Source organism: Marinagarivorans algicola, from assembly GCF_001292705.1.
GTDB lineage: Bacteria > Pseudomonadota > Gammaproteobacteria > Pseudomonadales > Cellvibrionaceae > Marinagarivorans > Marinagarivorans algicola.
In genome coordinates this window covers 61,233-84,729 of sequence record NZ_LGAK01000004.1, presented here as the reverse complement: position 1 = coordinate 84,729, position 23,497 = coordinate 61,233, and the positions used below count along the sequence as shown (strand labels likewise).

At 45.4% G+C, this 23,497-nt stretch carries 34 protein-coding genes; all 34 read left to right on the top strand.

The genetic code is table 11. The features are described from left to right. Positions 1-87: 87 nt before the first annotated feature. Entirely contained in the window at positions 88-459 is a 372-nt protein-coding gene (rpsL, locus tag AC438_RS02330) for a 30S ribosomal protein S12 (RefSeq protein WP_053979673.1), read from the top strand. An 88-nt stretch (positions 460-547) separates the two neighbouring features. Continuing rightward, the gene (gene rpsG, locus AC438_RS02325; RefSeq protein WP_053979672.1) at positions 548-1,018 is read left to right on the top strand and encodes a 30S ribosomal protein S7; all 471 of its coding nucleotides are present in this window, start codon (positions 548-550) and stop codon (positions 1,016-1,018) included. Between the two features lie 242 nt (positions 1,019-1,260). Then, entirely contained in the window at positions 1,261-3,363 is a 2,103-nt protein-coding gene (gene fusA / locus AC438_RS02320) for an elongation factor G (protein ID WP_053979671.1), read from the top strand. A 107-nt stretch (positions 3,364-3,470) separates the two neighbouring features. Further along, positions 3,471-4,694 (top strand): elongation factor Tu, encoded by a 1,224-nt coding sequence (tuf, locus tag AC438_RS02315; protein ID WP_053979670.1) that lies wholly within the window; start codon positions 3,471-3,473, stop codon positions 4,692-4,694. 241 nt (positions 4,695-4,935) lie between these two features. Next, entirely contained in the window at positions 4,936-5,247 is a 312-nt protein-coding gene (gene rpsJ / locus AC438_RS02310; RefSeq protein WP_053979669.1) for a 30S ribosomal protein S10, read from the top strand. A gap of 107 nt (positions 5,248-5,354) precedes the next feature. Beyond that, entirely contained in the window at positions 5,355-5,999 is a 645-nt protein-coding gene (gene rplC, locus AC438_RS02305; RefSeq protein ID WP_053979668.1) for a 50S ribosomal protein L3, read from the top strand. 18 nt (positions 6,000-6,017) lie between these two features. Continuing rightward, a complete protein-coding gene (gene rplD / locus AC438_RS02300) occupies positions 6,018-6,632 on the top strand; it encodes a 50S ribosomal protein L4 (protein ID WP_053979667.1) in 615 nt (204 codons plus the stop codon). Next, positions 6,629-6,934 (top strand): 50S ribosomal protein L23, encoded by a 306-nt coding sequence (gene rplW / locus AC438_RS02295; RefSeq protein ID WP_053979666.1) that lies wholly within the window; start codon positions 6,629-6,631, stop codon positions 6,932-6,934. The genes rplD and rplW overlap by 4 nt, the downstream gene beginning before the upstream one ends. Positions 6,935-6,937: 3 nt before the next feature. Next, positions 6,938-7,765, top strand: coding sequence for a 50S ribosomal protein L2 (gene rplB / locus AC438_RS02290; RefSeq protein WP_053979665.1), 828 nt, complete (start codon positions 6,938-6,940; stop codon positions 7,763-7,765). Positions 7,766-7,798: 33 nt separating this feature from the next. Continuing rightward, the gene (gene rpsS / locus AC438_RS02285; protein WP_053979664.1) at positions 7,799-8,074 is read left to right on the top strand and encodes a 30S ribosomal protein S19; all 276 of its coding nucleotides are present in this window, start codon (positions 7,799-7,801) and stop codon (positions 8,072-8,074) included. A 29-nt stretch (positions 8,075-8,103) separates the two neighbouring features. Next, positions 8,104-8,436 carry a 50S ribosomal protein L22 gene (gene rplV, locus AC438_RS02280; RefSeq protein ID WP_053979663.1) on the top strand — a complete coding sequence of 111 codons (333 nt, stop codon included), beginning with the start codon at positions 8,104-8,106 and terminating at the stop codon, positions 8,434-8,436. Between the two features lie 12 nt (positions 8,437-8,448). Beyond that, on the top strand, positions 8,449-9,123 hold the full coding sequence (rpsC, locus tag AC438_RS02275) for a 30S ribosomal protein S3 (protein ID WP_053979662.1): 675 nt from the start codon (positions 8,449-8,451) through the stop codon (positions 9,121-9,123). A gap of 12 nt (positions 9,124-9,135) precedes the next feature. Next, the gene (gene rplP, locus AC438_RS02270) at positions 9,136-9,549 is read left to right on the top strand and encodes a 50S ribosomal protein L16 (protein ID WP_053979661.1); all 414 of its coding nucleotides are present in this window, start codon (positions 9,136-9,138) and stop codon (positions 9,547-9,549) included. Then, positions 9,549-9,740: a 50S ribosomal protein L29 gene (gene rpmC, locus AC438_RS02265; RefSeq protein WP_053979660.1), complete on the top strand. Its 192-nt coding sequence runs from the start codon at positions 9,549-9,551 to the stop codon at positions 9,738-9,740. The genes rplP and rpmC overlap by 1 nt, the downstream gene beginning before the upstream one ends. 2 nt (positions 9,741-9,742) lie before the next feature. Then, positions 9,743-10,006 (top strand): 30S ribosomal protein S17, encoded by a 264-nt coding sequence (rpsQ, locus tag AC438_RS02260; RefSeq protein ID WP_053979659.1) that lies wholly within the window; start codon positions 9,743-9,745, stop codon positions 10,004-10,006. A 29-nt stretch (positions 10,007-10,035) separates the two neighbouring features. After that, positions 10,036-10,404 (top strand): 50S ribosomal protein L14, encoded by a 369-nt coding sequence (rplN, locus tag AC438_RS02255; RefSeq protein ID WP_053979658.1) that lies wholly within the window; start codon positions 10,036-10,038, stop codon positions 10,402-10,404. Between the two features lie 27 nt (positions 10,405-10,431). Continuing rightward, on the top strand, positions 10,432-10,749 hold the full coding sequence (gene rplX, locus AC438_RS02250) for a 50S ribosomal protein L24 (protein WP_053979657.1): 318 nt from the start codon (positions 10,432-10,434) through the stop codon (positions 10,747-10,749). Between the two features lie 15 nt (positions 10,750-10,764). Then, complete coding sequence (rplE, locus tag AC438_RS02245; protein WP_053979656.1) at positions 10,765-11,304, top strand: 50S ribosomal protein L5; 540 nt, start codon at positions 10,765-10,767, stop codon at positions 11,302-11,304. A 17-nt stretch (positions 11,305-11,321) separates the two neighbouring features. Then, positions 11,322-11,627, top strand: coding sequence for a 30S ribosomal protein S14 (gene rpsN, locus AC438_RS02240; RefSeq protein WP_053979655.1), 306 nt, complete (start codon positions 11,322-11,324; stop codon positions 11,625-11,627). Between the two features lie 25 nt (positions 11,628-11,652). Further along, positions 11,653-12,045 (top strand): 30S ribosomal protein S8, encoded by a 393-nt coding sequence (gene rpsH, locus AC438_RS02235; RefSeq protein ID WP_053979654.1) that lies wholly within the window; start codon positions 11,653-11,655, stop codon positions 12,043-12,045. 27 nt (positions 12,046-12,072) lie between these two features. Next, positions 12,073-12,606 (top strand): 50S ribosomal protein L6, encoded by a 534-nt coding sequence (rplF, locus tag AC438_RS02230; RefSeq protein ID WP_053979653.1) that lies wholly within the window; start codon positions 12,073-12,075, stop codon positions 12,604-12,606. A gap of 9 nt (positions 12,607-12,615) precedes the next feature. Beyond that, entirely contained in the window at positions 12,616-12,966 is a 351-nt protein-coding gene (rplR, locus tag AC438_RS02225) for a 50S ribosomal protein L18 (RefSeq protein WP_053979652.1), read from the top strand. Positions 12,967-12,969: 3 nt separating this feature from the next. Further along, entirely contained in the window at positions 12,970-13,479 is a 510-nt protein-coding gene (rpsE, locus tag AC438_RS02220; RefSeq protein WP_053979651.1) for a 30S ribosomal protein S5, read from the top strand. 72 nt (positions 13,480-13,551) lie between these two features. Further along, entirely contained in the window at positions 13,552-13,734 is a 183-nt protein-coding gene (gene rpmD, locus AC438_RS02215; protein WP_053979650.1) for a 50S ribosomal protein L30, read from the top strand. A gap of 4 nt (positions 13,735-13,738) precedes the next feature. Beyond that, positions 13,739-14,173 carry a 50S ribosomal protein L15 gene (gene rplO / locus AC438_RS02210; RefSeq protein ID WP_053979649.1) on the top strand — a complete coding sequence of 145 codons (435 nt, stop codon included), beginning with the start codon at positions 13,739-13,741 and terminating at the stop codon, positions 14,171-14,173. An 11-nt stretch (positions 14,174-14,184) separates the two neighbouring features. After that, entirely contained in the window at positions 14,185-15,519 is a 1,335-nt protein-coding gene (secY, locus tag AC438_RS02205) for a preprotein translocase subunit SecY (protein WP_053979648.1), read from the top strand. Between the two features lie 29 nt (positions 15,520-15,548). Beyond that, the gene (gene rpmJ, locus AC438_RS16475) at positions 15,549-15,665 is read left to right on the top strand and encodes a 50S ribosomal protein L36 (RefSeq protein ID WP_082353893.1); all 117 of its coding nucleotides are present in this window, start codon (positions 15,549-15,551) and stop codon (positions 15,663-15,665) included. A gap of 281 nt (positions 15,666-15,946) precedes the next feature. Next, positions 15,947-16,303, top strand: coding sequence for a 30S ribosomal protein S13 (gene rpsM / locus AC438_RS02200; RefSeq protein WP_053979647.1), 357 nt, complete (start codon positions 15,947-15,949; stop codon positions 16,301-16,303). 28 nt (positions 16,304-16,331) lie between these two features. Further along, positions 16,332-16,727, top strand: a complete 396-nt coding sequence (rpsK, locus tag AC438_RS02195) for a 30S ribosomal protein S11 (RefSeq protein ID WP_053979646.1) — start codon at positions 16,332-16,334, stop codon at positions 16,725-16,727. A gap of 14 nt (positions 16,728-16,741) precedes the next feature. Beyond that, positions 16,742-17,362 (top strand): 30S ribosomal protein S4, encoded by a 621-nt coding sequence (rpsD, locus tag AC438_RS02190; protein ID WP_053979645.1) that lies wholly within the window; start codon positions 16,742-16,744, stop codon positions 17,360-17,362. 31 nt (positions 17,363-17,393) lie between these two features. Then, positions 17,394-18,383 (top strand): DNA-directed RNA polymerase subunit alpha, encoded by a 990-nt coding sequence (locus tag AC438_RS02185; protein ID WP_053979644.1) that lies wholly within the window; start codon positions 17,394-17,396, stop codon positions 18,381-18,383. 66 nt (positions 18,384-18,449) lie between these two features. After that, positions 18,450-18,845, top strand: a complete 396-nt coding sequence (rplQ, locus tag AC438_RS02180) for a 50S ribosomal protein L17 (protein ID WP_053979643.1) — start codon at positions 18,450-18,452, stop codon at positions 18,843-18,845. Positions 18,846-19,093: 248 nt separating this feature from the next. After that, positions 19,094-21,190, top strand: coding sequence for a 4-alpha-glucanotransferase (malQ, locus tag AC438_RS02175; RefSeq protein ID WP_053979642.1), 2,097 nt, complete (start codon positions 19,094-19,096; stop codon positions 21,188-21,190). 98 nt (positions 21,191-21,288) lie between these two features. Beyond that, positions 21,289-23,478 (top strand): 1,4-alpha-glucan branching protein GlgB, encoded by a 2,190-nt coding sequence (gene glgB / locus AC438_RS02170; protein ID WP_053979641.1) that lies wholly within the window; start codon positions 21,289-21,291, stop codon positions 23,476-23,478. Positions 23,479-23,497 lie beyond the last annotated feature (19 nt).

Sequence of the window (23,497 nt, the reverse complement as noted above, 5' to 3'; positions counted from 1 at the left end):
CCGCATTTTGCGGTCGGGTAATTCGTACCCGTTTCTTTGTTTAACTGCCGGTTTGTTTTACGGCAATATTATTTTGGAGTTTTTTTCATGGCAACGATCAACCAGTTGGTTCGTAAGCCGAGAAAACGTAAAGTACAGAAGAGTGACGTTCCTGCGTTGCAAAACTGTCCTCAGCGTCGTGGTGTTTGTACCCGCGTTTACACCACAACCCCTAAGAAGCCAAACTCTGCTTTACGTAAAGTTTGTCGTGTTCGCTTAACTAGCGGCTTCGAAGTGACTTCTTATATCGGTGGTGAAGGGCATAACTTGCAAGAGCATAGTGTAGTATTGATTCGTGGCGGTCGTGTAAAAGATTTGCCAGGTGTTCGTTACCACACTGTTCGCGGTTCATTAGACACCTCTGGTGTTGCTGACCGTAAGCAAGGTCGCTCTAAGTACGGTACTAAGCGCCCTAAGTAGGTCGTTTTACGTTTTAAGTCTTAAGATCCAGTAAGGCTGAGTGGTGTAACCATCTCAGGCAAACCTGAATTAAAGTGAGTGTAGTTTTATGCCAAGAAGACGCGTCGTCGCAAAACGTGAAGTTCTTCCGGATCCAAAGTTTGGTGATCAAACTTTGGCTAAGTTTATGAACCACGTCATGGTCAGCGGCAAGAAGTCAGTCGCTGAGCGCATCGTTTATGGTGCGTTGGATATTGTTGCTGAAAAAAGCGGCAAAGATCCTTTAGAAGTTTTCCAAGAAGCTCTAGAAAATGTAGCGCCTATGGTCGAGGTTAAGTCTCGCCGTGTAGGTGGTGCTACCTATCAAGTTCCTGTTGAGGTTCGCCCTTCACGCCGCGTAGCTTTGGCTATGCGCTGGTTGGTAGATTACTCGCGTGGTCGCGGTGAAAAGTCTATGGCTTTCCGCTTAGCGGGTGAGATGATCGATGCCTCACAAAGCAAGGGTGCTGCGGTTAAGAAACGTGAAGACGTTCACCGCATGGCCGAAGCGAATAAGGCGTTCTCGCACTTCCGCTTCTAAGTTATTGCTTTTGTGGCGAAAAGGCAGCGTTTGGCTGCCTTTTCGCTGTTTGCACAGAGTCGATTTTTGGCCTGTAAGCAATTTTATCCAAAAGTAAATTGCATTTTGGGCCGCAGGGCTCAATTATCACGACATGTTCATAATGCTTAAAGTGTATTTTTGAATAGTGGCTTGCCTTTTGGGGCTGAGCTGTTTTCCAAAAACACTCTTTTCTTGTTTTTTAGTTATATGGAGAGACCATAGTGGCTCGTAAGACTCCGATTTCGCGCTACCGTAATATCGGTATCTGTGCGCATGTTGATGCGGGTAAAACCACAACAACCGAGCGAGTACTTTTTTATACTGGCGTTTCTCATAAAATTGGTGAGGTGCATGATGGTGCCGCCACCATGGACTGGATGGAGCAAGAGCAAGAGCGCGGTATCACGATCACTTCTGCAGCAACTACCTGTTTTTGGCAGGGTATGGCAAAGCAGTTTGATGAGCACCGTATTAATATCATCGATACCCCAGGTCATGTTGACTTCACTATTGAGGTAGAGCGTTCGTTGCGTGTACTCGATGGCGCAGTTGTTGTGCTGTGCGGCTCTTCGGGTGTTCAGCCGCAAACCGAAACTGTGTGGCGTCAGGCGAACAAATACGAAGTACCGCGCATGGTGTTCGTTAACAAGATGGATCGCGCTGGCGCTGATTTTATGCGTGTAGTCGAGCAGCTTGAGAGTCGTCTAGGTGCTAATGCGGTACCTTTGCAGCTAACGATTGGCGCAGAAGAAGACTTTAAAGGCGTTGTTGATTTGGTCAAAAACAAAGCCATTTTTTGGAGTGAAGCCGATCAAGGTGTTAGCTTTGAATACGCCGATATCCCTGCAGATATGGCCGATGAGTGCGCGCAGTTGCGCGAGCGTCTTGTGGAAGCAGCTGCAGAGTCATCAGATGAGATGATGGAAAAATACTTAGAAGGCGTTGAGCTTACTGAGGAAGAAATTAAAGCGGGTATACGTCAACGCACGTTAGCCAATGAGATTGTCCCTGTATTGGGTGGGTCAGCTTTCAAAAACAAAGGTGTCCAGGCTGTTCTTGATGCGGTTGTTGAATATTTGCCAGCGCCTAACCAAGTTAAGGCTATTGAAGGCGTTCTTGATGACAAAGACGGTACCCCAGCCACTCGAGCTGCTGATGATGCAGCTCCTTTTGCGGCGTTAGCTTTTAAAATAGCGACTGATCCCTTTGTGGGGACTTTAACGTTTTTTAGGGTCTATTCCGGCACCTTGAAGCAAGGTGATATGGTTTTTAACCCAATAAAAGGTAAAAAAGAGCGCGTGGGTAGGATGGTGCAAATGCACGCTAACCAGCGAGAAGAAATCAAAGAGGTGTTGGCGGGCGACATTGCTGCCGGTATTGGCTTTAAAGATATCACAACCGGTGATACGCTTTGCGCGCAAAGCGATATCATCACCCTAGAAAAAATGGACTTCCCTGAGCCTGTCATTTCTGTTGCTGTCGAGCCACGTACGCAGGCTGATCAAGAGAAGATGGGTGTTGCGCTAGGTAAGCTTGCGCAAGAAGATCCTTCGTTTCAGGTGAAAACTGACGAAGATACAGGGCAGACCATTATTTCAGGCATGGGTGAGTTGCACTTAGATATTCTTGTTGACCGAATGAGTCGCGAGTTTGGTGTTGATGCTAATATCGGTAAGCCTCAAGTGGCCTACCGTGAGGCTATTCGCAACACCTGTGAAATTGAAGGTAAGTTTGTGCGTCAGTCTGGCGGTCGCGGCCAGTACGGACATGTTTGGATTAAGTTTGAGCCTGCAGAAGATGAAACATCTGAAGGGCTTGAGTTTGTGAATGAAATTGTTGGTGGTGTAGTGCCTAAAGATTTCATTCCTGCGATCCAAAAGGGCATAGAAGAGCAAATGAAAAACGGCGTAGTCGGCGGTTATCCTTTGCTTGGATTAAAGGCGACAATTTACGACGGTTCGTATCACGATGTTGACTCTTCCGAAATGGCCTTTAAGATTGCTGCCTCGATGGCAACTAAAAAGCTGGTAGAGTTTGGTGGTGCTGTCCTGTTGGAGCCTATGATGAAGGTTGAGGTCGTTACTCCCGAGGAAAATATGGGAGATGTAGTTGGCGATTTAAATCGACGTCGTGGGTTGATCTTGGGTATGGATGATGGTGTTGCCGGTAAGGTTGTCACGGCTGAAGTACCTTTGGCAGAAATGTTTGGCTATGCAACAGCTGTGCGTTCTGCGACGCAGGGTCGTGCAACATATGCTATGGAATTCTGTAAGTATTCAGAGGTTCCAAATAATGTGGCACAACAAATCATCGCTAAAATCTGACTGTAATAATGTATTTTTAAGCAAAACTTGTATTTGTAAGATGGTACCGGCGAGTAATTGGTTTTTATCTGACTTCACTGAAGTAATTTCTTAAGAGGACTTTTAAAGTGGCAAAAGAAAAATTTGAACGTAATAAACCCCATGTAAACGTTGGTACTATCGGCCACGTGGATCATGGTAAAACAACTCTAACTGCAGCGTTAACACGCGTATGTGCCGAAGTTTTTGGCGGTACTGCTGTTGCATTTGATGGTATTGATAATGCTCCTGAAGAAAAAGCACGTGGTATAACCATCGCGACTTCTCACGTTGAGTATGATTCACCGACTCGTCACTATGCACACGTAGATTGCCCAGGCCATGCCGATTATGTTAAAAACATGATCACCGGTGCTGCTCAAATGGACGGCGCTATCTTGGTTTGTGGTACGACTGATGGCCCTATGCCACAAACTCGCGAGCACATTTTGTTGTCTCGTCAGGTTGGTGTTCCTTACATTGTAGTATTCTTAAACAAAGCTGATCTTCTTGCTGAAGATTGTGGCGGTGTTGATTCAGAAGAATACGCTGAAATGCTCGAGTTAGTTGAAATGGAGATCCGTGATCTTCTTTCTGCCTACGAATTCCCTGGCGACGACACTCCAATCATTGCAGGTTCTGCATTGATGGCGTTGAATGGCGAAGATGATAACGAGCTTGGTACTACAGCGGTTAAAAAGTTAGTTGAAGCTTTGGATAGCTACATTCCTGAGCCTGAGCGCGATATTGATAAGCCTTTCATTATGCCTATCGAAGATGTGTTCTCAATCTCTGGTCGTGGTACTGTAACAACCGGTCGTGTTGAGCGCGGTATTGTTAAAGTCGGTGAAGAGATTGAAATCATCGGTATCCGTGACACCACCAAGACTACTTGTACTGGTGTTGAAATGTTCCGCAAGCTTCTCGACGAAGGTCGTGCTGGTGAGAACGTTGGTGTTCTTTTACGTGGTACTAAGCGTGAAGATGTTGAGCGTGGCCAAGTTTTAGCTAAGCCTGGTTCAATTAATCCTCATACTAAGTTCGAAGCAGAAGTTTACGTATTATCTAAAGATGAAGGCGGCCGTCATACACCTTTCTTTAAAGGCTACCGTCCTCAGTTCTACTTCCGTACTACTGACATCACAGGTGCTTGTGAGCTTCCTGAAGGTGTTGAGATGGTAATGCCTGGCGATAACGTCAAAATGAGCGTAACCTTGATCAACCCTGTTGCGATGGACGAAGGTTTACGCTTCGCTATTCGTGAAGGTGGTCGTACTGTTGGTGCGGGTGTTGTTGCTAAAATCGTTGAGTAATACACTCTTCGGTAGCTTTTACTGATTGTTTGCAGTCAGTACGAGCTAGCAAAAAAGGAGGCTATGCCTCCTTTTTTTGTGTTTGGTCACAATGTAGCGGGGTCGATTAAAAAACATGCAGTTTTTTTGCTGTTGTTGTTGACACTTTGGCGTGCTCCCCATAAAATGCCGCCTCCATTTTGAGTAGACCCAAAGGCGTTTATTCAAGAGTTCTTTAAAAATCACTGGAGTTTTGGTTCAAATGCAGAATCAACGCATACGTATTCGCTTAAAAGCGTTCGATCACAAATTGATTGATGCTTCTACGCAAGAAATTGTTGAAACAGCAAAGCGCACTGGCGCCCAGGTTCGCGGTCCTATTCCGCTGCCTACTCGTAAAGAGCGCTTTACTATATTGGTTTCGCCGCATGTTAACAAAGATGCGCGTGATCAATACGAGATTCGCACTCATAAGCGTTTACTCGATATTGTAGAACCAACTGAGAAGACTGTAGACGCCCTAATGAAGCTAGATTTAGCGGCTGGTGTTGAAGTTCAAATTAGTCTCGGTTAATTGAAGCTCCAAACCAGCCCCTTAACGGTAAGTCCATTTGGGGTGTGTAACGCTCTGAGATGGGCGGCCATAGCGGGTAAGAGCCCCGTACACTTGAGGTTAAAACAATGACGATTGGTATTGTCGGCCGCAAAAGCGGTATGACACGTATATTTACAGAAGATGGTTCCTCCATTCCTGTCACTGTGGTTGAGGTAGATCCCAACCGCATCACCCAGGTTAAGAATGCAGAAACCGACGGCTACAATGCAATACAGGTAGCTGTAGGGTCTCGTCGAGCCTCCCGTGTAACTAAACCACAAAAAGGCCACTACGAAAAAGCGCAATCAGAAGCCGGTTCTATCTTGGTAGAGCTGCGTAACGACGCGCAAGAAGCTTTCGAAGTGGGTGGTACGATTACAGTAGAAGCTTTCGAAGCTGGTCAAATAGTTGACGTAACAGGTCAATCAAAAGGTAAAGGTTTTGCCGGTGGTGTTAAGCGTTGGAACTTTGCAATGCAAGATGCAACTCACGGTAACTCTTTGTCTCACCGTGCGCCAGGTTCTATTGGTCAGTGTCAAACTCCAGGTCGAGTGTTTAAAGGCAAAAAAATGGCCGGTCACATGGGTGCTGCCCGTGTTACTACACAAAATTTGGAAGTTGTTAAGGTCGATGTTGAGCGCAACTTGCTTCTTATCAAAGGTGCAGTTCCTGGTGCTCCAGGTGGCAGCGTGATTGTTCGTCCTGCCGTTAAATTGCGTAATAACGGTTAATTTCCTAGGGGGTCGACCATGGAATTAAATATTGCTACACCAACTGGCACTAACGGAACTGTTGCAGTTTCTGATGTGGCTTTTGGTAAAGAGTTTAACCAAGACCTTGTCCACCAAGCCGTTGTTTCGTACATGGCTGGTGCACGTCAGGGCACTAAAGCACAAAAAACACGTTCAGAAGTTTCTGGCGGTGGCAAAAAGCCTTTCCGTCAAAAAGGTACTGGTCGTGCACGTGCAGGTACTATCCGCAGCCCAATCTGGCGTTCGGGTGGTGTTAACTTTGCTGCTAAACCTCGTAGTTTTGAGCAAAAGTTGAACAAAAAAATGTATCGCGCTGCGTTGCGTTGCATTTTATCTGAACTTCATCGCCAAGAGCGTCTAGTCGTTGTTGAAAGCTTTGATGTTGACGCACCAAAAACGAAAGCATTGGTTGCTAAGTTGAATGAGTTTAGCTTGAGCAATGCATTAATTGTTAGCCAAGAAGTCAGTGAAAATCTCTACTTGGCGGCCCGCAATTTACACAAAATTGACGTACTTGATGCGCAAGCGGTTGATCCGGTTAGCTTGATTCGTGCCGATAAAGTTGTTGTAACTGTTGCGGCACTTAAGCAACTTGAGGAGGCTTTGGTATGAATCAAGAGCGTTTATACAAGGTATTGTTAGGTCCCGTTGTTTCAGAAAAAGCGGCACTCTTAACTGAATCTTCTAATCAAGTTGTTTTTAAGGTTGCGCTTGATGCCGCTAAACCTGAAATTAAAGCGGCTGTTGAGCAGTTGTTTGAAGTGAAGGTTGTTAATGTTTGCACGGCTGTACAAAAGGGTAAAACCAAGCGTACTAAGCACGGCATTGGCAAGCGCAGTGACTGGAAAAAAGCTTACGTTCGCTTAGCGGAAGGTCAAGATTTAGATCTTCTATCAGCGGAAGCAGGAGCATAAGAAATGGCTATTGTAAAACGTAAACCTACGTCTCCAGGTCGCCGCTTTGTTGTCAGTGTGGTGAATCCTGATTTGCATAAAGGTGCACCACACGCGCCTTTGATTCAAAAGAAATCAAAAAATGGTGGTCGTAACAACAACGGTCGAATTACTGTTCGTCACGTTGGTGGTGGCCACAAGCAGCGCTATCGTCTTATCGACTTTCGTCGTAACAAAGATGTTATCCCCGCTAAAGTTGAGCGCTTGGAGTACGATCCAAATCGCACAGCGTTTATTGCCTTGGTGTGCTATGCCGATGGTGAGCGTCGTTACATTATCGCTCCTAAAGGTCTAAAAGCAGGTGACGTTATCCAATCGGGTGATGCTGCTCCAATTAAGGTTGGTAATACTTTGCCATTGCGCAACATTCCTTTGGGTAGTGTTGTTCATGGTCTTGAGCTTAAGCCTGGTAAAGGTGCTCAAATTGCGCGTTCAGCAGGTACTAGCGTTCAGTTAGTTGCGCGTGATGGTGCTTATGCAACTGTTCGTTTACGTTCAGGTGAGATGCGTAAAGTACTATCTGATTGTCGTGCAACTTTGGGTGAAGTTTCAAATGGCGAGCATAATCTGCGCTCTTTAGGTAAGGCAGGTGCTACGCGCTGGCGTGGTGTTCGTCCTACAGTCCGCGGTGTTGCAATGAACCCAGTTGATCACCCGCATGGTGGTGGTGAAGGTCGTACCTCTGGTGGCCGTCATCCAGTTTCACCTTGGGGTACCCCAACGAAGGGTTACAAAACGCGCAGCAACAAGCGCACCGACAACATGATTGTTCGTCGTCGTAATAAAAAATAACGACGACTGACCGGACATAGAGAGGAACTTGCAGTGCCACGTTCACTAAAGAAAGGCCCGTTCATTGACCACCATCTTTTAAAGAAGGTAGAAGTGGCAGCCGAAAAAAACGATCGTCGTCCTATTAAAACTTGGTCACGACGCTCAATGATTTTACCCGAGATGGTTGGTTTGACTATTGCTGTACATAATGGTCGTCAACATGTTCCCGTTTCAATTAATGAAGAAATGGTTGGACATAAATTGGGTGAATTCGCCGCGACGCGTACCTACAAGGGCCACGTTGCAGATAAAAAAGCTAAGCGCTAATCGCGCGAGAACCTCCGAGGTGTTTCACGATGGAAGTAGCAGCAAAACATAAAGGTGCTCGCATCTCTGCGCAAAAAGCGCGATTGGTGGCTGATCAAATTAGGGGTATGGGCGTTGAAGAAGCGCTTGAACTTCTAACTTTCAGCACGAAAAAAGGTGCAGCCTTAATTAAGAAAGTTCTTGAATCAGCAATTGCAAATGCCGAGCACAATGAAGGCGCTGATGTCGATGAGCTGAAGGTGTCTACAATTTTTGTAGACGAAGGTATTACCATGAAGCGGATTATGCCGCGCGCTAAAGGTCGTGCAGACCGTATTTTAAAGCGCAGCTGTCATATTACCGTTAAAGTAGCTGATCAATAAGAGAGCGACGTTATGGGTCAAAAAGTACATCCGACAGGCATTCGTCTCGGAATAATTAAAAAGCATACGTCGACTTGGTATGCGGGCAAAGAGCAATACGCAGATAAGCTTTTCGCTGATCTCACAGTACGTGATTTCATCAAAAATACTTTGGCGCATGCTTCAGTAAGCCGCATTGAAATCGAGCGCCCTGCGAATACTGCTCGAATCACTATCCACACTGCTCGCCCCGGTATTGTTATCGGCAAGAAAGGTGAGGATGTAGAGAAGTTACGCGCTGCGGTCACTAAGAAAATGGGTGTGCCTGTGCACATCAATATCGAAGAGATCCGCAAGCCTGACTTGGATGCAACTTTGGCGGCGCAGAGTGTTGCGTCTCAACTTGAGCGCCGTGTTATGTTCCGTCGTGCTATGAAGCGCGCCGTACAAAACGCTATGCGTCAAGGTGCTGAGGGTGTAAAAATTCAAGTGGGTGGCCGCCTAGGTGGCGCAGAGATCGCACGTTCCGAATGGTATCGTGAAGGTCGTGTACCTCTTCATACTTTGCGCGCAGATATTGACTACGCAACTGCAGAAGCTGCAACGACTTACGGCATTATTGGCGTAAAAGTTTGGATCTTCAAAGGTGAAGTCATTGGTGGTGTCGAGGAAGTCGAGACTAATCAAAAGAAAAAGAGCCAAAAATAAGGGGTACGCACCATGTTACAACCTAAGCGTACGAAATTTCGTAAGCAGCAAAAAGGCCGTAACCGCGGCTTAGCCCATCGTGGCTCTAAAGTGAGCTTCGGTGAATTCGCGTTAAAAGCAGTTGGTCGTGGTCGTATTACCGCTCGCCAAATTGAAGCAGCGCGACGTGCTATGACTCGTCACATTAAACGTGGCGGTAAAATTTGGATTCGTGTGTTTCCTGATAAGCCGATTACTCAAAAGCCTTTAGAAGTTCGTCAAGGTAAAGGTAAAGGTAATGTTGAATATTGGGTTTGCCAAATTCAACCAGGTAAAGTTCTTTATGAAATGGAAGGTGTTTCTGAAGAGCTGGCGCGTGAAGCATTTGCCCTAGCGGCAGCTAAGCTTCCCGTGGAAACAACGTTTGTTAAGCGATCGGTGATGTAATGAAAGCGATAGAACTCCGCGAAAAATCAGTCGAAGAGTTGAACAACGAATTGCTCGCTCAATTACAAGAACAGTTCAAACTTCGCATGCAGGCGTCTACGGGTCAACTTTCACAGACTCACTTGGTAAAACAAGTTCGTCGTGATATAGCTCGTATTAAAACAGTCCTCGCAGAAAAGGCAGGTAAATAACGATGTCTGAGAAAAAACTTGTTCGTACCTTAACGGGTAAAGTTGTTAGCGATAAAATGGATAAGTCGATTACTGTACTTATCGAGCGTCGTGTTAAGCATCCTATTTACGGCAAATACGTTAGTAAGTCATCCAAAGTTAAAGCTCATGATGAAGCAAATGAGTGCAACATTGGTGATTTGGTAACAATTGCAGAATCGCGTCCACTTTCTAAGACTAAAAACTGGTCTTTAGTAAAAGTTGATGAGAAATCTGTAGCGATCTAACCGCCATCTTGGAGCTTTGGAGATAAAAGATGATTCAAACGCAAACATACCTAGATGTAGCGGACAACAGTGGTGCACGTCGCGTGATGTGTATCAAAGTGTTGGGTGGTTCACACCGCCGTTACGCTGCAGTAGGCGATATTATTAAAGTCACCGTTAAGGAAGCAATTCCTCGCGGTAAAGTGAAAAAAGGCCAAGTAATGACAGCTGTTGTTGTGCGCACCAAAAAAGGTGTTCGTCGCAATGATGGTTCTATCATTCGCTTCGATGACAATGCCGCTGTGTTATTAAACGCGCAAAGTGCACCAGTAGGTACTCGTATCTTTGGTCCTGTGACGCGTGAACTACGCAGCGAAAAATTCATGAAGATTATTTCTTTGGCGCCCGAAGTGCTTTAGGCACGCCGGTATTTAGAGGACGGGTTAATGCGTAAAATTAAACGTGATGACGAAGTGATTGTAATCACCGGTCGCGACAAAGGAAAACGAGGCAAAGTGACTCGTGTATTTTCTGATGGTCGCTTGTTAGTTTCCGGTATACAACTGATTAAAAAGCACCAAAAGCCAAATCCTCAAGCAGGTATTGCCGGTGGCATTATCGAAAAAGAGGCACCAATACAAGAGTCAAATGTAGCGATTTTTAATGCCGCTACAGGTAAGGCTGATCGTGTTGGGTTTAAAGTTTTGGACGATAAGCGCAAGATTCGTGTGTTCAAGTCCAATGGCGAGGCGGTAGACGCGTAAGCGCACTGAGAAATTATGGCCAGGCTACAAGAACGTTATAAAAACGAAATTGCAGCTCAACTTTTCAAAGAGTTGGGTTTGAAAAACGTAATGGAAACTCCCAAAATCACCAAAATCACCATTAATATGGGTGTTGGTGAAGCGGTAGGTGACAAAAAAGTTTTAGACCACGCAGTAAGCGATATGCAAAAAATTGCTGGTCAAAAGCCTGTTGTTACCTTAGCGCGCAGATCAATCGCTGGTTTTAAGGTTCGCGAAGGCTGGCCAGTCGGTTGTAAGGTGACTTTACGTGCTGAAAAAATGTACGAATTTTTGGATCGCTTAGTTTCAATTGCGATTCCACGTATTCGTGACTTCCGTGGTATTAGTCCCAAGCAATTTGATGGGCGTGGAAACTTCTCTATGGGTGTTTCTGAGCAAATCATCTTTCCCGAGATTGACTACGATAAGATCGACAAAATGCGCGGTTTGGATATCTGTATTTCCACCACAGCCCGCACTGATGACGAAGGTCGTGCGCTGTTAAAAGCGTTCAACTTCCCGTTCAAAGGTTAATAGGAATTGGTGTAGAAATGGCAAAAAAATCTATGATCGCGCGTGAAGTAAAGCGCGCCAACCTTGTAAAAAAAGATTCGACTAAGCGCGATGCGTTGAAGGCGATCATCTCTAGCGTTGACTCTTCTGAAGAAGAAGTTTGGGACGCGATGATGAAATTGCAGAAATTACCACGTGATGGTAGTGCTGCACGTATTCAGCGTCGTTGTCGTATCACCGGCCGTCCACATGCGGTATACCGCAAGTTCGGTTTGTGTCGTAATAAGCTCCGCGAAGCAGCAATGCGCGGTGATGTCCCTGGCTTAGTTAAAGCTAGTTGGTAAGGTTGGTTCTGAGGAGCAATTAACAATGAGCATGCAAGATCCATTAGCTGATATGCTGACTCGCATCCGAAACGCACAAATGGTTGGTAAAACCAGTGTTTCTATGCCTTCATCTAAGCTGAAAAAAAACGTAGCGCAAGTCCTTAAAGACGAAGGCTACATTACTGATTTTGGCGTAAACGACGAAGTAAAATCTGAGCTCACTATTGAGCTTAAATACTTCGAAGGTAAGCCTGTTATCGCTGAAATCGATCGTGTAAGCCGTCCAGGCTTACGTTCATATGCCGGCAAAGGCGCGTTACCTTCTGTTCGTGGCGGCTTAGGCGTTGCGATTGTTACTACCAGTAAAGGTGTAATGACAGATCGCGCAGCTCGCGCTGCAGGTATCGGCGGTGAAGTTCTCTGCACCGTTTTCTAAAGGCCGAGATTTAACGGGAATACAGTTATGTCACGTGTAGCAAAAAGCCCAGTCAGCTTGCCTAGCGGTGTTAGTGTGGCCTTAAAAGGTCAGAACATTAGCGTTAAAGGCAGCAAGGGCACGCTTGATTTCGTTATCCACACCAGCGTGGAAGTGAAACAAGACGATAATGTTTTAACTTTTACCCCGCGCGATGGTGGTAAATCTTCTGATGCGCTTGCAGGTACTACTCGCGCATTAGTTAATAACATGGTGACCGGCGTTAGCGTCGGTTTTGAGAAAAAACTACAATTGGTAGGTGTTGGTTACCGTGCGAAAGCAACGGGCAAAACTTTAAACCTAACCCTTGGTTTTTCTCATCCTGTTGATTATGAGTTGCCAGAAGGCGTTAAAGCCGAAACTCCATCACAAACTGACATCGTGCTTACCGGCATGGACAAGCAATTGTTAGGTCAGGTTGCAGCAGAGATTCGCGCATTCCGTGAGCCAGAGCCTTATAAGGGTAAAGGTGTGCGTTACGCCGACGAAACAATTCGTCGTAAAGAAGCTAAGAAGAAGTAGGCATAGGTTATGAGCGATAAAAAAGAAGCACGTCTACGTCGCGCTCGCCGTGCTCGTAGCAAAATCAGTCAGCTAGGTGTGAACCGTTTGAGTATTCATCGTACTCCTCGTCACATCTATGCCCAAGTTATTGCCCCAGAGGGCGATCGCGTATTGGCATCGGCATCGACTGTTGAGAAAGATTTTTCTCTTGAGAAAACCGGTAATGCAGAAGCGGCTAAGGTCATTGGCCAGCTTGTTGCAGAACGTGCAAAAGCAGCTGGCATTAATGCTGTTGCTTTTGACCGTAGCGGTTTCCGTTACCATGGTCGTGTTAAGGCATTAGCCGATGCAGCACGTGAAGCTGGACTGGAGTTCTAAAAAATGTCTAATACAGATAAAAAAGATAGCAACGCCGAAGGCATGCAAGAAAAATTGGTTCAGGTGAACCGCGTTTCTAAAACTGTTAAAGGTGGTCGAATTTTTCAATTTACCGCTTTGACTGTTGTTGGTGACGGTAATGGTCGTGTGGGTTACGGGCGTGGTAAATCACGTGAAGTGCCTACTGCGATTCAAAAGGCTATGGAAGCTGCTCGTCGTAACATGATTAGTGTTGAGCTTAACGGCGATACCATTCAGTATCCTACGAAAGGTGTTCACAGCTCTTCAAACGTTTACATGCAGCCTGCTTCTGCGGGTACCGGTGTTATTGCTGGTGGTGCAATGCGTGCAGTGCTTGAAATTGCAGGCGTACAAAACGTATTGGCTAAGTGCTATGGCTCTACCAATCCGGTAAACGTTGTGCGTGCGACTTTTGAAGCCTTGCGTGCGATGTCTTCTCCTGAGTCTGTTGCAGCTAAACGCGGCAAGACTGTAGAAGAGATTCTAAATTAATAGGGCGCCTTCGGGCGCTCTACTAAGAACATCTTCGCTAGTTTAATTTTTAGTGACAACGAGTATCTAGCCATGTCTAATAATATGATCACGGTGACTCAGATTAAGAGTATCGCCGGTCGATTGAAAGCTCATAAAGCCTGTGTTGCAGGTTTGGGTCTTCGTCGCATAGGTCACACCGTACAAGTAGAAGACACTCCTTCTGTGCGCGGTATGATCAACAAAGTTAACTACCTTGTTAAGGTTGAGGGTTAATCCGATGCGTTTGAATGAATTATCGCCAGGTTCTGGCCGTTCGCAAAGCACTAAACGTGTGGGTCGCGGTATTGGTTCTGGCTTAGGTAAAACTTGTGGTCGCGGCCACAAGGGCCAAAAGTCTCGCTCTGGCGGCAGTGTGCGTCCGGGTTTTGAAGGCGGTCAGATGCCTTTACAGAAACGCTTGCCTAAGTTTGGTTTTAGCAGTCGTGTTAGTTTAATTTCTGCAGAAGTTCGCCTTGCTGAGCTTAACAAGGTAGACTCTGACGTTATTGATCTAGATGCGCTTAAGCGAGCCGATCTAGTAAAAATAAGCGCCAAACGTGCAAAAGTATTTTTGTCGGGTGAGCTTACCAAAGCAGTAACTGTAAAAGGTTTAGCTGTGACCAAGGGTGCTAAAGCGGCTATTGAAGCTGCTGGCGGCAAGGTAGAAGACTAAGCGAGGTTCCTATGGCAACGCCGGGAAATTTAGCGCTAGGTGGTTCTAAAGGCACAGGAGAGCTTCGCGCTCGCCTGTGGTTTTTGTTTTTGGCCATTGTGGTTTATCGCGTGGGTACACATATTCCTGTTCCAGGAATTGATCCTCAGCGCGTAGCTGATTTATTTAATCAAAACCAAGGTACCATATTAGGCATGTTCAACATGTTTTCTGGTGGTGCATTGGAGCGTATGAGTATTCTTGCGCTAGGTATTATGCCTTACATCTCTGCCTCTATTATTATGCAGATGATGACGGCAGTATCGCCTACGTTAGAAGCACTTAAGAAAGAGGGTGACGCTGGTCGCCGCAAAATAAGTCAATATACCCGTTATCTTGCTTTGGCACTTGCTCTAGTGCAAGGCTTTATCATGGTGGCAGGTATGGCGGGTCAAGGTATGGCTTATGTGGGGTTGAACTCCATAAGTTTCTATCTTGTTGCGGTGAGCTCTTTAGTAACCGGCGCCATGTTTATGATGTGGCTTGGTGAGCAAGTAACAGAGCGCGGGATTGGCAATGGTATCTCCATGCTTATCTTTGCGGGTATTGTTGCAGGTTTACCCGGTGCGATAGGGCAGGCCATTGAGAGCGCTCGACAAGGTGATTTACACTTTTTGTTGTTATTACTTATCGGTGCTTTTGCGATTGCGATTGTTTGGTTTGTTGTATTTATGGAGCGTGCGCAGCGTCGCATCACCATTAATTACGCCAAGCGTCAAACAGGACGTAATGGTGGTTACAATCAACAAACAAGCCATCTTCCACTCAAGATCAATATGGCTGGTGTTATTCCAGTTATTTTCGCGAGTAGCTTGTTGCTTTTCCCTGCGTCTATTGCTCAGTGGTTTGGGCAGTCACAGGAAGGTCGTGCTGGAGAGATACTTCAGGAAGTTGCCTTGGCAATTGGCCCTGGTCAGCCACTTAACTTTGTGATCTTCGGTGCATTAATTATACTGTTTTGTTTTGTTTATACGGCAATGATGTATAATCCGAAGGAAGTCGCTGACAACCTTAAAAAAGGTGGTGCTTATATACCCGGGATTCGTCCTGGCGAGCAGTCAGCAAAGTATATTGATTCAGTACTGACCCGTTTGACCATGGTCGGAGCGGTCTACATCGCTGGTGTGGCCTTGCTTCCTCAGTTTTTGGTCGTCTCTGCAGATATTCCCTTTTATCTCGGCGGTACTTCGCTTCTGATTGTTGTGGTGGTTGTGATGGATTTTATGTCTCAAGTCCAATCTCACCTCATGAGCCATCAGTATGATTCTGTACTGAAAAAGGCAAATTTGAAAAACTACGGTCGCTAAGTTAGCGACCCTTTGATGAGGTTTTATCGATGAAAGTTCGTGCATCTGTAAAAAAGATTTGCCGTAACTGCAAGGTTGTACGTCGTAGCGGTGTAGTACGCGTAATCTGTAGTGCGGAGCCCCGCCACAAACAGCGTCAGGGCTAAAAATTAATATCGATTATGCTGAGTATCGGCCTAATCGATATTTCGTAATGCCAAGATAATCCTTGTCGTTACACACTGGGGGTACTAACTGTCGTTAATCCTAGGGTTAGCTATTGAATTCCAGTGACATTGCTATTATTATCGCGCGCCTTTATTTGTAATTATCTATTGATTACTTAAGACATGCAGGCAGGGCCCCGAGTATTACTTGGGGCCCTGCTTTTTTGATATGCAAGTGTTGCTGTTAGTACCGCAACAAAATGAAAAATTGGAGTAACTAAATGGCTCGTATTGCTGGTGTCAACATACCAGATAACAAACATGCCGTGATCTCTTTAACTTACGTCTATGGCGTAGGTGCTACATCAGCGAAAAAAGTATGTGCTGATGCTGGCATTGAAGAGAGCGCAAAAATCGGCGACTTATCTGAAGAGCAACTAGAATTATTGCGTACTGAAGTGGCTAAGTTAACGGTTGAAGGTGACCTTCGTCGCGAAGTGTCAATGAATATCAAACGTTTAATGGACTTAGGTTGTTACCGTGGCATGCGCCATCGTCGCAACTTACCCCTACGTGGCCAGCGCACCAAAACAAACGCGCGCACCCGTAAAGGTCCACGTAAGCCAATCAAGAAGTAATAGCCCGATAAGTTGAGGATCCATTGCTATGGCAAAGCCAGGTAATAAAAGCACTCAGCGCAAAAAGGTCAAAAAGACAGTAGTCGATGGCATTGCGCATATTCACGCATCGTTTAATAACACGATCGTAACAATTACAGACCGTCAAGGGAACGCTCTTTCGTGGGCTACCTCTGGAGGTTCTGGTTTCCGTGGTTCACGTAAAAGTACTCCATTCGCTGCGCAGGTTGCTGCAGAGCGTGCGGGTCAAGCTGCGTTGGACTATGGATTGAAAAATCTTGATGTTGAAGTTAAGGGTCCTGGACCTGGCCGCGAGTCAGCTGTTCGTGCACTTAATAATGTTGGTTATAAAATTACCAATATTACCGATGTGACACCCATTCCACATAATGGTTGTCGCCCTCCCAAGAAACGTCGCGTATAGGAGTTTAATCAGTTATGGCTCGTTATGTAGGACCTACCTGTAAACTGGCGCGTCGCGAAGGAACTGACTTGTTCCTTAAAAGCGGAGCGCGCCCATTAGAATCAAAATGTAAACACGAAACAGCACCTGGCCAACACGGTCAGCGTCGTGGTCGTTTATCTGACTACGGTGTTCAGTTGCGTGAAAAGCAAAAAGTTCGTCGCACTTACGGCGTACTTGAAAAGCAATTCCGTGGATACTATAAAGAAGCTGCACGTCGTAAGGGTGCAACCGGTGAAAACTTGTTGCAAATCTTAGAGTGTCGCTTGGATAACGTTGTTTATCGTATGGGCTTCGGTGCAACGCGCGCTGAATCTCGTCAGCTTGTTTCTCATAAGTCAATCACTGTGAATGGTGCTGTTTTAAACATCCCATCTTACCAAGTGAAAGTGGGCGATGTTGTTGCTATCCGTGAGAAATCTAAGAATCAATTGCGTATTCAAAACTCTTTAACTATCTCTAGTCAGCGTGCTGATGTTGAGTGGGTTGATGTAAGCACTGACAAAAAAGAAGGTGTTTTCAAACGAGTTCCAGATCGCAGTGATTTACCAGCTGATATCAACGAGAACCTCATTGTTGAGCTTTACTCTAAGTAAGGCCTCCATATAACCGCTAACAGGTGAAACTATGCAGACAGCTGTGAATGAATTTTTGACCCCTCGCCACATTGATGTGACAGAAGTGACTCCAACTCGCGCCAAAGTAGTTTTGGAGCCGTTGGAGCGAGGATTTGGTCATACTTTGGGTAATGCATTGCGCCGTATCCTGCTGTCTTCTATGCCAGGTTGCGCGATTACCGAAGTTGAAATCGATGGCGTTCAGCACGAATACAGTGCGATTGAGGGCGTGCAAGAAGATGTTATTGAAATCTTGCTAAACCTCAAAAACGTTGCTTTGACAATGGAAGGCAAAGATAGCGCTTCTCTTACCTTATCTAAGCAAGGCCCTGGTGTTGTAACTGCTGGGGATATTCAAGTTGATCAGAGTGTTGAAATTAAAAACCCTGATCTTGTCATTGCCAATATTTCTGGTGAAGTCAGCTTAAATATGCAATTAACTATTGCCCGCGGTCGTGGTTATCAGCCTGCTGATGCCCGCGTTGTTGACGAAGAAGAAAACCGAACAATCGGTCGACTTCAGCTGGATGCTTCTTATAGCCCTGTTCGCCGTTTGGCTTACTCGGTTGAAAGCGCCCGTGTTGAGCAACGTACTGACCTTGATAAGTTGGTATTGGACCTAGAGACCAATGGTACTCTAGACCCAGAAGAGGCAATTCGTCGTGCAGCCACTATCCTTCAGCAGCAGTTGGCGGTTTTCGTTGACCTTGAAGGCGAAAAAGAAGCTGAGCCAGAGAAGAAAGAAGATCAAATTGATCCTGTCCTTCTTCGCCCAGTGGATGATCTTGAGCTTACTGTTCGTTCGGCGAACTGCTTGAAAGCTGAGAACATTTACTACATTGGTGATTTAATTCAACGCACTGAAGTTGAATTGTTAAAAACACCTAATTTGGGTAAAAAATCTCTTACCGAGATTAAAGATGTGCTCGCATCACGTGGTTTGTCATTGGGTATGCGCTTAGAGAACTGGCCTCCAGCCAGCTTGCGCACCGGCGACTAATTAAATTAGAGGGTCGCTTGCGACCCCAGTAACGTTTGCTGAGAAGCAAAAAAAAGGGTTTAAGTTATGCGTCATCGTTTAAGTGGCCGAAAATTAAATCGGAACAGCTCGCATCGTAAAGCGATGTTTAAAAACATGGTGGCTTCTTTAGTTGAGCATGAAGCGATCAAAACTACTCTACCTAAAGCTAAAGAGCTCCGTCGTTTTGCCGAGCCTTTGATTACTTTAAGTAAAGTAGACTCTGTAGCTAACCGTCGTTTGGCGTTTGATCGCCTTCGTTGTAAGGTTGCAGTAGGTAAATTGTTTAATGAGCTTGGTCCTCGTTATGAAGCTCGCCCTGGTGGTTATATCCGCATTTTAAAATGTGGCTACCGCACAGGCGACAAAGCGCCAATGGCATTTGTTGAGCTTGTTGATCGTCCTGTTGTGGGCGAAGTAGTAGAAGCTGCTGACGCTGAGTAATTTGGTGTTAGCTGTTAAAACCGAGCTTAGCTCGGTTTTTTTTCGCCTGTAATTTGTGTTTTGCGAAAGTACTTTCATTAGCCTGACATAAAATAGAGATGCAATACCCCACGGGATAGATTATCTTTTATAAGTTGGTTGCCGTAACGCAAATATATCCGCCATTGTTTTGTTTGTGAGTGGTATATAGTGGGCAAACAAATTAAGATTAAGACACTTAATTCTTATTACTGTGGCTTCATCTATCTATGGAAACTCTCAATCAGTTAATGTATTGGCGTGGTATCGCATCTGACTATTTTAACTATAAGGGTGAGAGAGTCGAAATATCACTAAATAATCGTAAAGCCCTTGTTCGAGCTATGGGCATAGACCCTGACGACCTTGCTGCGGTGGCTAGTGCAGCGTATACACTAGATGTTGAGCCCTGGACTCGATGGATTCAGACTTTTCAAGTTGTCGAACAACATAAAGAGTGTTGTTTTTTTGTGAGTGTTGCTCCCTCAGAGTTAAATCAAGAGTTTAGCTATTCTATTGAGCTTGAAAACGGTACCGATATTAAAGGTGTATTCACACCTTCAGCTCAGCCTGAGGTAGGTGACTACTTGTTCGAGGGTATACGCTACTCTCGTCGAGTTATCATGTGTGGCGCTTTGCCTTTAGGTTATCATAGACTGACGCTGTTATCGGCTGGACACTCATTGACCGGTCAGTTGGCCGTGGTGCCTGAACAAGGTTTTGTGCCGGCGGATATCCATAAAGGCAAACGTGTTTGGGGGTTTATTGTTCAGCTTTATACATTGCGTACGGACCGCAATTGGGGAATTGGCGACTTAACAGATCTCAAATACTTATTATTAAAAGCAGCTGATTTTGGTGCTGATATTGTTGGTCTTAATCCATTACACGTTCTGCGTACGCCTAACGAATACCACTGCAGTCCTTATAGTCCTTCAGACCGCCGTTTTATTGAGCCGCTTTACATTGACCCTGAAGTCATAGACGAGTTTGCCGGCCTGAGCGTTCCCTCCGCTCAATTGGTGCAATTACGGGCCGATAAAAGCGTTAATTACGCTGCTGTTTATGATGTTAAATTTGCGGTTTTTAAGTCCTTATATCGTCAATTTAAGCGGCTGCATTTACAGCTGAATACCCAGAGAGCAGAGCGCTTTTTACAGTATGTTGAACGTGAGGGTCATGCTCTTCAAGATTACTGTTCTTACCAAGTACTGACTAATAGTGGTACAGCCGATTTGTGGACACCAAATCTCGCTCTGTCTACAGAACAGCAAGATGAGGCTGATTTTTATGCTTATTTACAGTGGCAAGCACAGGTGCAAATGGCGAGCTGTCAAGAATTGGCGCAAGAACTTCACTTAACGATTGGTTTGATGCGCGATTTGGCCGTCGGTGCAGATGGTGGTGGTTCAGAGGTAACAACGAATCAGCGTTTATTTTGTCGCGAAGCAGCGGTCGGCGCGCCACCAGACCCTCTTGCCGAAAAAGGTCAAAACTGGGGGCTGCCGCCGATGGATCCAGCCCATTTACGGCAAACCGACTTCGAGCACTTTATTAACCTATTACGCACAAACATGGCCAACTGTGGAGCATTGCGTATTGATCATGCAATGAGTTTGATGCGTTTGTGGTGGTGTCCGCCAGGCCATACGGCTGATTATGGTGCTTATGTTTATTACCCTTTTACCGAACTGCTTGGGTTACTTAAGTTAGAAAGTGTGCGCAGTGGCTGCATGATTATTGGTGAAGATATGGGTGTCGTGCCTGATGAGTTTCGTGAGGCCATTATTAGCGGTAATGTATTTACGAATAAATTATTTTATTTTGAGCGCGAGCACGATGGTGATTTTAAGTTACCTGAGCATTATATGCCACGTGCTTTGGCTATGTTAACCAATCATGATGTTCCAACGCTTGCGAGTTGGTGGGCCGGTAGTGATATTGAACTGCGCGCGAACTTGAATCTTTTAGATGACAGCGTCCCGTTAGATCAGGTGAAGCAAGAGCGAACCAATGATAAGTATCGTTTATTGCGCTGGCTTGAGCGTTGTGGCATCCATATGGCGCTAGAGCCTGATGTACAGATACAACAACCGATGACAGAAGATCTTATGGGGGAGATTTTAGCGTGTGGAGCCAAAGTGGCTTCGCAAATTTTTGTTATTCAGTTAGATGATTTAGAGTTGCTAGATGCACCAGTTAATGTTCCTGGGACCAGCACAGAGTACGCCAATTGGCAGCGTAAGCTGACCGTGAATTTAGACACATTATTTGCTCGTGAGAGTGTTATAGCGACACTAAATAAAGTTGCAAACGCTCGACCTTAACAAAGATTTGTTAAGAATTTAGATAAATCGAGTTTAAGAATCAGCCTATTTACAGGCATTGATAATATTTTGGGGGAAGCGTGGAAGTAACGTCTGCAATGATATCGGCAGCTGAATTAGACTCAATTGTGCATGCCTATCACGGTAATATATTTGCGATATTGGGCCCGCATCAAATGCATAGCGGTCATTACGCTGTGCGCACATTCTTACCTGATGCAGATTCTGTGATGGTGATCGATCGCGCTACACAAGCGCCAATAACAGCATTAAATAAAATTCATCCATCGGGGGTTTTTGAGGCTCAAGTTTCTTTATCTTCGCGCGATGGCTATCAGTTTGAAGTGCATTACGGTCACGATACAATGATTATCGAAGATATTTACCGTTTTCCTAGTGTGCTAAATCCTACAGATGTGTACTTATTTGGTGAGGGTACTCACGAGAAGCTTTATCAATGGTTGGGTGCCCATGTTCGTGAGGTAGAGGGTGTTCAAGGCACCTTATTTACCGTATGGGCGCCAAATGCTAAGCGAGTTTCTGTCGTTGGTGAATTTAATTTTTGGGATGGTCGTCATCATGTCATGCGCCACCACGCCGCGAGTGGCTTATGGGAATTATTTATTCCAGGTGTTAATGATCAGGCTTTATATAAGTATGAAATATTAAGTCGAAGCCACGGCGTGCTACCACTCAAAGCTGATCCTATGGGTGTCTCTGCACAACGACCTCCTGAAACGGCCTCGCGTGTTATTGCACCATCAAACTATGCCTGGAAGGATGAGCAGTGGATGTCCCGCAAAGCTGAGCAAGGCTATCGGGATGAAGCGGTAAGTATTTACGAGGTGCATCTAGGTTCTTGGAAGCGTAGAGGCTCGAATGGTGAAAAATTCTTAACCTATATAGATTTTGCCGATGAGCTAATACCGTATGTCAAATCTATGGGCTTTACGCATATACAGCTAATGCCCATTAGTGAGTTTCCCTTTGATGGCTCATGGGGGTATCAGCCTGTAGGCTTATATGCCCCTACCAGTCGTTTTGGCACACCTGATGAGTTCAGAGCCTTCATTGATCGCTGCCATCAAAATGATATCGGCATTTTGATTGATTGGGTGCCTGGCCACTTTCCATCGGATGGTCATGGATTAGCCTTTTTTGACGGCTCCCCTTTGTATGAACACGCTGACCCTCGACAAGGTTTCCATCCGGATTGGAATACCTATATTTATAATTATGGCCGTTGTGAAGTGGCCAATTTTTTATACAGTAATGCGCTCTATTGGTTTGATGAATTTCATATTGATGGTTTACGAGTGGACGCTGTTGCCTCAATGTTGTATCTCGATTATAGCCGTGAAAATGGCGAGTGGATACCTAACGCCAACGGTGGGCGAGAAAACCTAGATGCCATTGCCTTGCTCAAGCGAGTGAATCAAAAAGTTTATGAGCATTACCCTAATGCCTTAATGATTGCCGAGGAATCAACCGCTTGGCCTGGTGTGTCGCATCCGGTTTATGCCGGTGGCTTAGGTTTTGGTTATAAATGGAATATGGGTTGGATGAATGACAGCTTGCGCTATATGGCTAATGATCCCATTCATCGTCGTTATCATCACCACGATATGACATTTAGTTTATTGTATGCCTTTAATGAAAATTTTATTCTACCGCTGAGTCATGACGAAGTCGTGCATGGTAAGGGCTCGCTACTTGATAAAATGCCAGGTGATGCTTGGCAAAAATTTGCTAATTTACGTGCTTATTACGGTTTTATGTGGGGGCATCCTGGTAAAAAATTACTGTTTATGGGCTGTGAATTTGCGCAAGGTAAAGAGTGGGATCATGATCATTCTTTAGATTGGCATTTACTGGATGATAATCATTGGCATCCGGGTGTTAAACAATTAGTTCAAGATTTAAATAATCTTTACAGGCGTGTGCCAGCCATGCATTACGATGACTGCGAAGCGCGAGGGTTTGAATGGTTAGATGCCGATGATAGTGGTGCATCTGTGTTTGCCTTTGCCCGTAAAGCGCACAACGACATTGTAGTTGTGGTAAGTAATATGACACCAGTGTTACGCGAAGGTTACTGCTTAGGTGTGCCACGTGCAGGTTTTTATCAAGAGCTTATGAATACCGATGCCAAAATTTATGGTGGCAGCGATAAAGGCAATGCCGGTGGCGTGCAAACCAATACAATCAAAGCACATGGGCGAGAGCAATCAATTTGTATTACATTGCCGCCATTGGCGACTGTGTTTTTTGAGTGGCAATCCAAATGAGTAGTACCGCAGCAAGTAG

What these genes read in the sequence shown, in the direction of transcription:
- rpsL (WP_053979673.1), top strand. Translation starts at nt 88, where the DNA reads ATGGCAACGATCAACCAGTTGGTTCGTAAGCCGAGAAAACGTAAAGTA.
- rpsG (WP_053979672.1), top strand. Translation starts at nt 548, where the DNA reads ATGCCAAGAAGACGCGTCGTCGCAAAACGTGAAGTTCTTCCGGATCCA.
- rpsJ (WP_053979669.1), top strand. Translation starts at nt 4,936, where the DNA reads ATGCAGAATCAACGCATACGTATTCGCTTAAAAGCGTTCGATCACAAA.
- rplC (WP_053979668.1), top strand. Translation starts at nt 5,355, where the DNA reads ATGACGATTGGTATTGTCGGCCGCAAAAGCGGTATGACACGTATATTT.
- rplD (WP_053979667.1), top strand. Translation starts at nt 6,018, where the DNA reads ATGGAATTAAATATTGCTACACCAACTGGCACTAACGGAACTGTTGCA.
- rplW (WP_053979666.1), top strand. Translation starts at nt 6,629, where the DNA reads ATGAATCAAGAGCGTTTATACAAGGTATTGTTAGGTCCCGTTGTTTCA.
- rplB (WP_053979665.1), top strand. Translation starts at nt 6,938, where the DNA reads ATGGCTATTGTAAAACGTAAACCTACGTCTCCAGGTCGCCGCTTTGTT.
- rplV (WP_053979663.1), top strand. Translation starts at nt 8,104, where the DNA reads ATGGAAGTAGCAGCAAAACATAAAGGTGCTCGCATCTCTGCGCAAAAA.
- rpsC (WP_053979662.1), top strand. Translation starts at nt 8,449, where the DNA reads ATGGGTCAAAAAGTACATCCGACAGGCATTCGTCTCGGAATAATTAAA.
- rplP (WP_053979661.1), top strand. Translation starts at nt 9,136, where the DNA reads ATGTTACAACCTAAGCGTACGAAATTTCGTAAGCAGCAAAAAGGCCGT.
- rpmC (WP_053979660.1), top strand. Translation starts at nt 9,549, where the DNA reads ATGAAAGCGATAGAACTCCGCGAAAAATCAGTCGAAGAGTTGAACAAC.
- rpsQ (WP_053979659.1), top strand. Translation starts at nt 9,743, where the DNA reads ATGTCTGAGAAAAAACTTGTTCGTACCTTAACGGGTAAAGTTGTTAGC.
- rplN (WP_053979658.1), top strand. Translation starts at nt 10,036, where the DNA reads ATGATTCAAACGCAAACATACCTAGATGTAGCGGACAACAGTGGTGCA.
- rplX (WP_053979657.1), top strand. Translation starts at nt 10,432, where the DNA reads ATGCGTAAAATTAAACGTGATGACGAAGTGATTGTAATCACCGGTCGC.
- rplE (WP_053979656.1), top strand. Translation starts at nt 10,765, where the DNA reads ATGGCCAGGCTACAAGAACGTTATAAAAACGAAATTGCAGCTCAACTT.
- rpsN (WP_053979655.1), top strand. Translation starts at nt 11,322, where the DNA reads ATGGCAAAAAAATCTATGATCGCGCGTGAAGTAAAGCGCGCCAACCTT.
- rpsH (WP_053979654.1), top strand. Translation starts at nt 11,653, where the DNA reads ATGAGCATGCAAGATCCATTAGCTGATATGCTGACTCGCATCCGAAAC.
- rplF (WP_053979653.1), top strand. Translation starts at nt 12,073, where the DNA reads ATGTCACGTGTAGCAAAAAGCCCAGTCAGCTTGCCTAGCGGTGTTAGT.
- rplR (WP_053979652.1), top strand. Translation starts at nt 12,616, where the DNA reads ATGAGCGATAAAAAAGAAGCACGTCTACGTCGCGCTCGCCGTGCTCGT.
- rpsE (WP_053979651.1), top strand. Translation starts at nt 12,970, where the DNA reads ATGTCTAATACAGATAAAAAAGATAGCAACGCCGAAGGCATGCAAGAA.
- rpmD (WP_053979650.1), top strand. Translation starts at nt 13,552, where the DNA reads ATGTCTAATAATATGATCACGGTGACTCAGATTAAGAGTATCGCCGGT.
- rplO (WP_053979649.1), top strand. Translation starts at nt 13,739, where the DNA reads ATGCGTTTGAATGAATTATCGCCAGGTTCTGGCCGTTCGCAAAGCACT.
- secY (WP_053979648.1), top strand. Translation starts at nt 14,185, where the DNA reads ATGGCAACGCCGGGAAATTTAGCGCTAGGTGGTTCTAAAGGCACAGGA.
- rpmJ (WP_082353893.1), top strand. Translation starts at nt 15,549, where the DNA reads ATGAAAGTTCGTGCATCTGTAAAAAAGATTTGCCGTAACTGCAAGGTT.
- rpsM (WP_053979647.1), top strand. Translation starts at nt 15,947, where the DNA reads ATGGCTCGTATTGCTGGTGTCAACATACCAGATAACAAACATGCCGTG.
- rpsK (WP_053979646.1), top strand. Translation starts at nt 16,332, where the DNA reads ATGGCAAAGCCAGGTAATAAAAGCACTCAGCGCAAAAAGGTCAAAAAG.
- rpsD (WP_053979645.1), top strand. Translation starts at nt 16,742, where the DNA reads ATGGCTCGTTATGTAGGACCTACCTGTAAACTGGCGCGTCGCGAAGGA.
- AC438_RS02185 (WP_053979644.1), top strand. Translation starts at nt 17,394, where the DNA reads ATGCAGACAGCTGTGAATGAATTTTTGACCCCTCGCCACATTGATGTG.
- rplQ (WP_053979643.1), top strand. Translation starts at nt 18,450, where the DNA reads ATGCGTCATCGTTTAAGTGGCCGAAAATTAAATCGGAACAGCTCGCAT.
- malQ (WP_053979642.1), top strand. Translation starts at nt 19,094, where the DNA reads ATGGAAACTCTCAATCAGTTAATGTATTGGCGTGGTATCGCATCTGAC.
- glgB (WP_053979641.1), top strand. Translation starts at nt 21,289, where the DNA reads ATGATATCGGCAGCTGAATTAGACTCAATTGTGCATGCCTATCACGGT.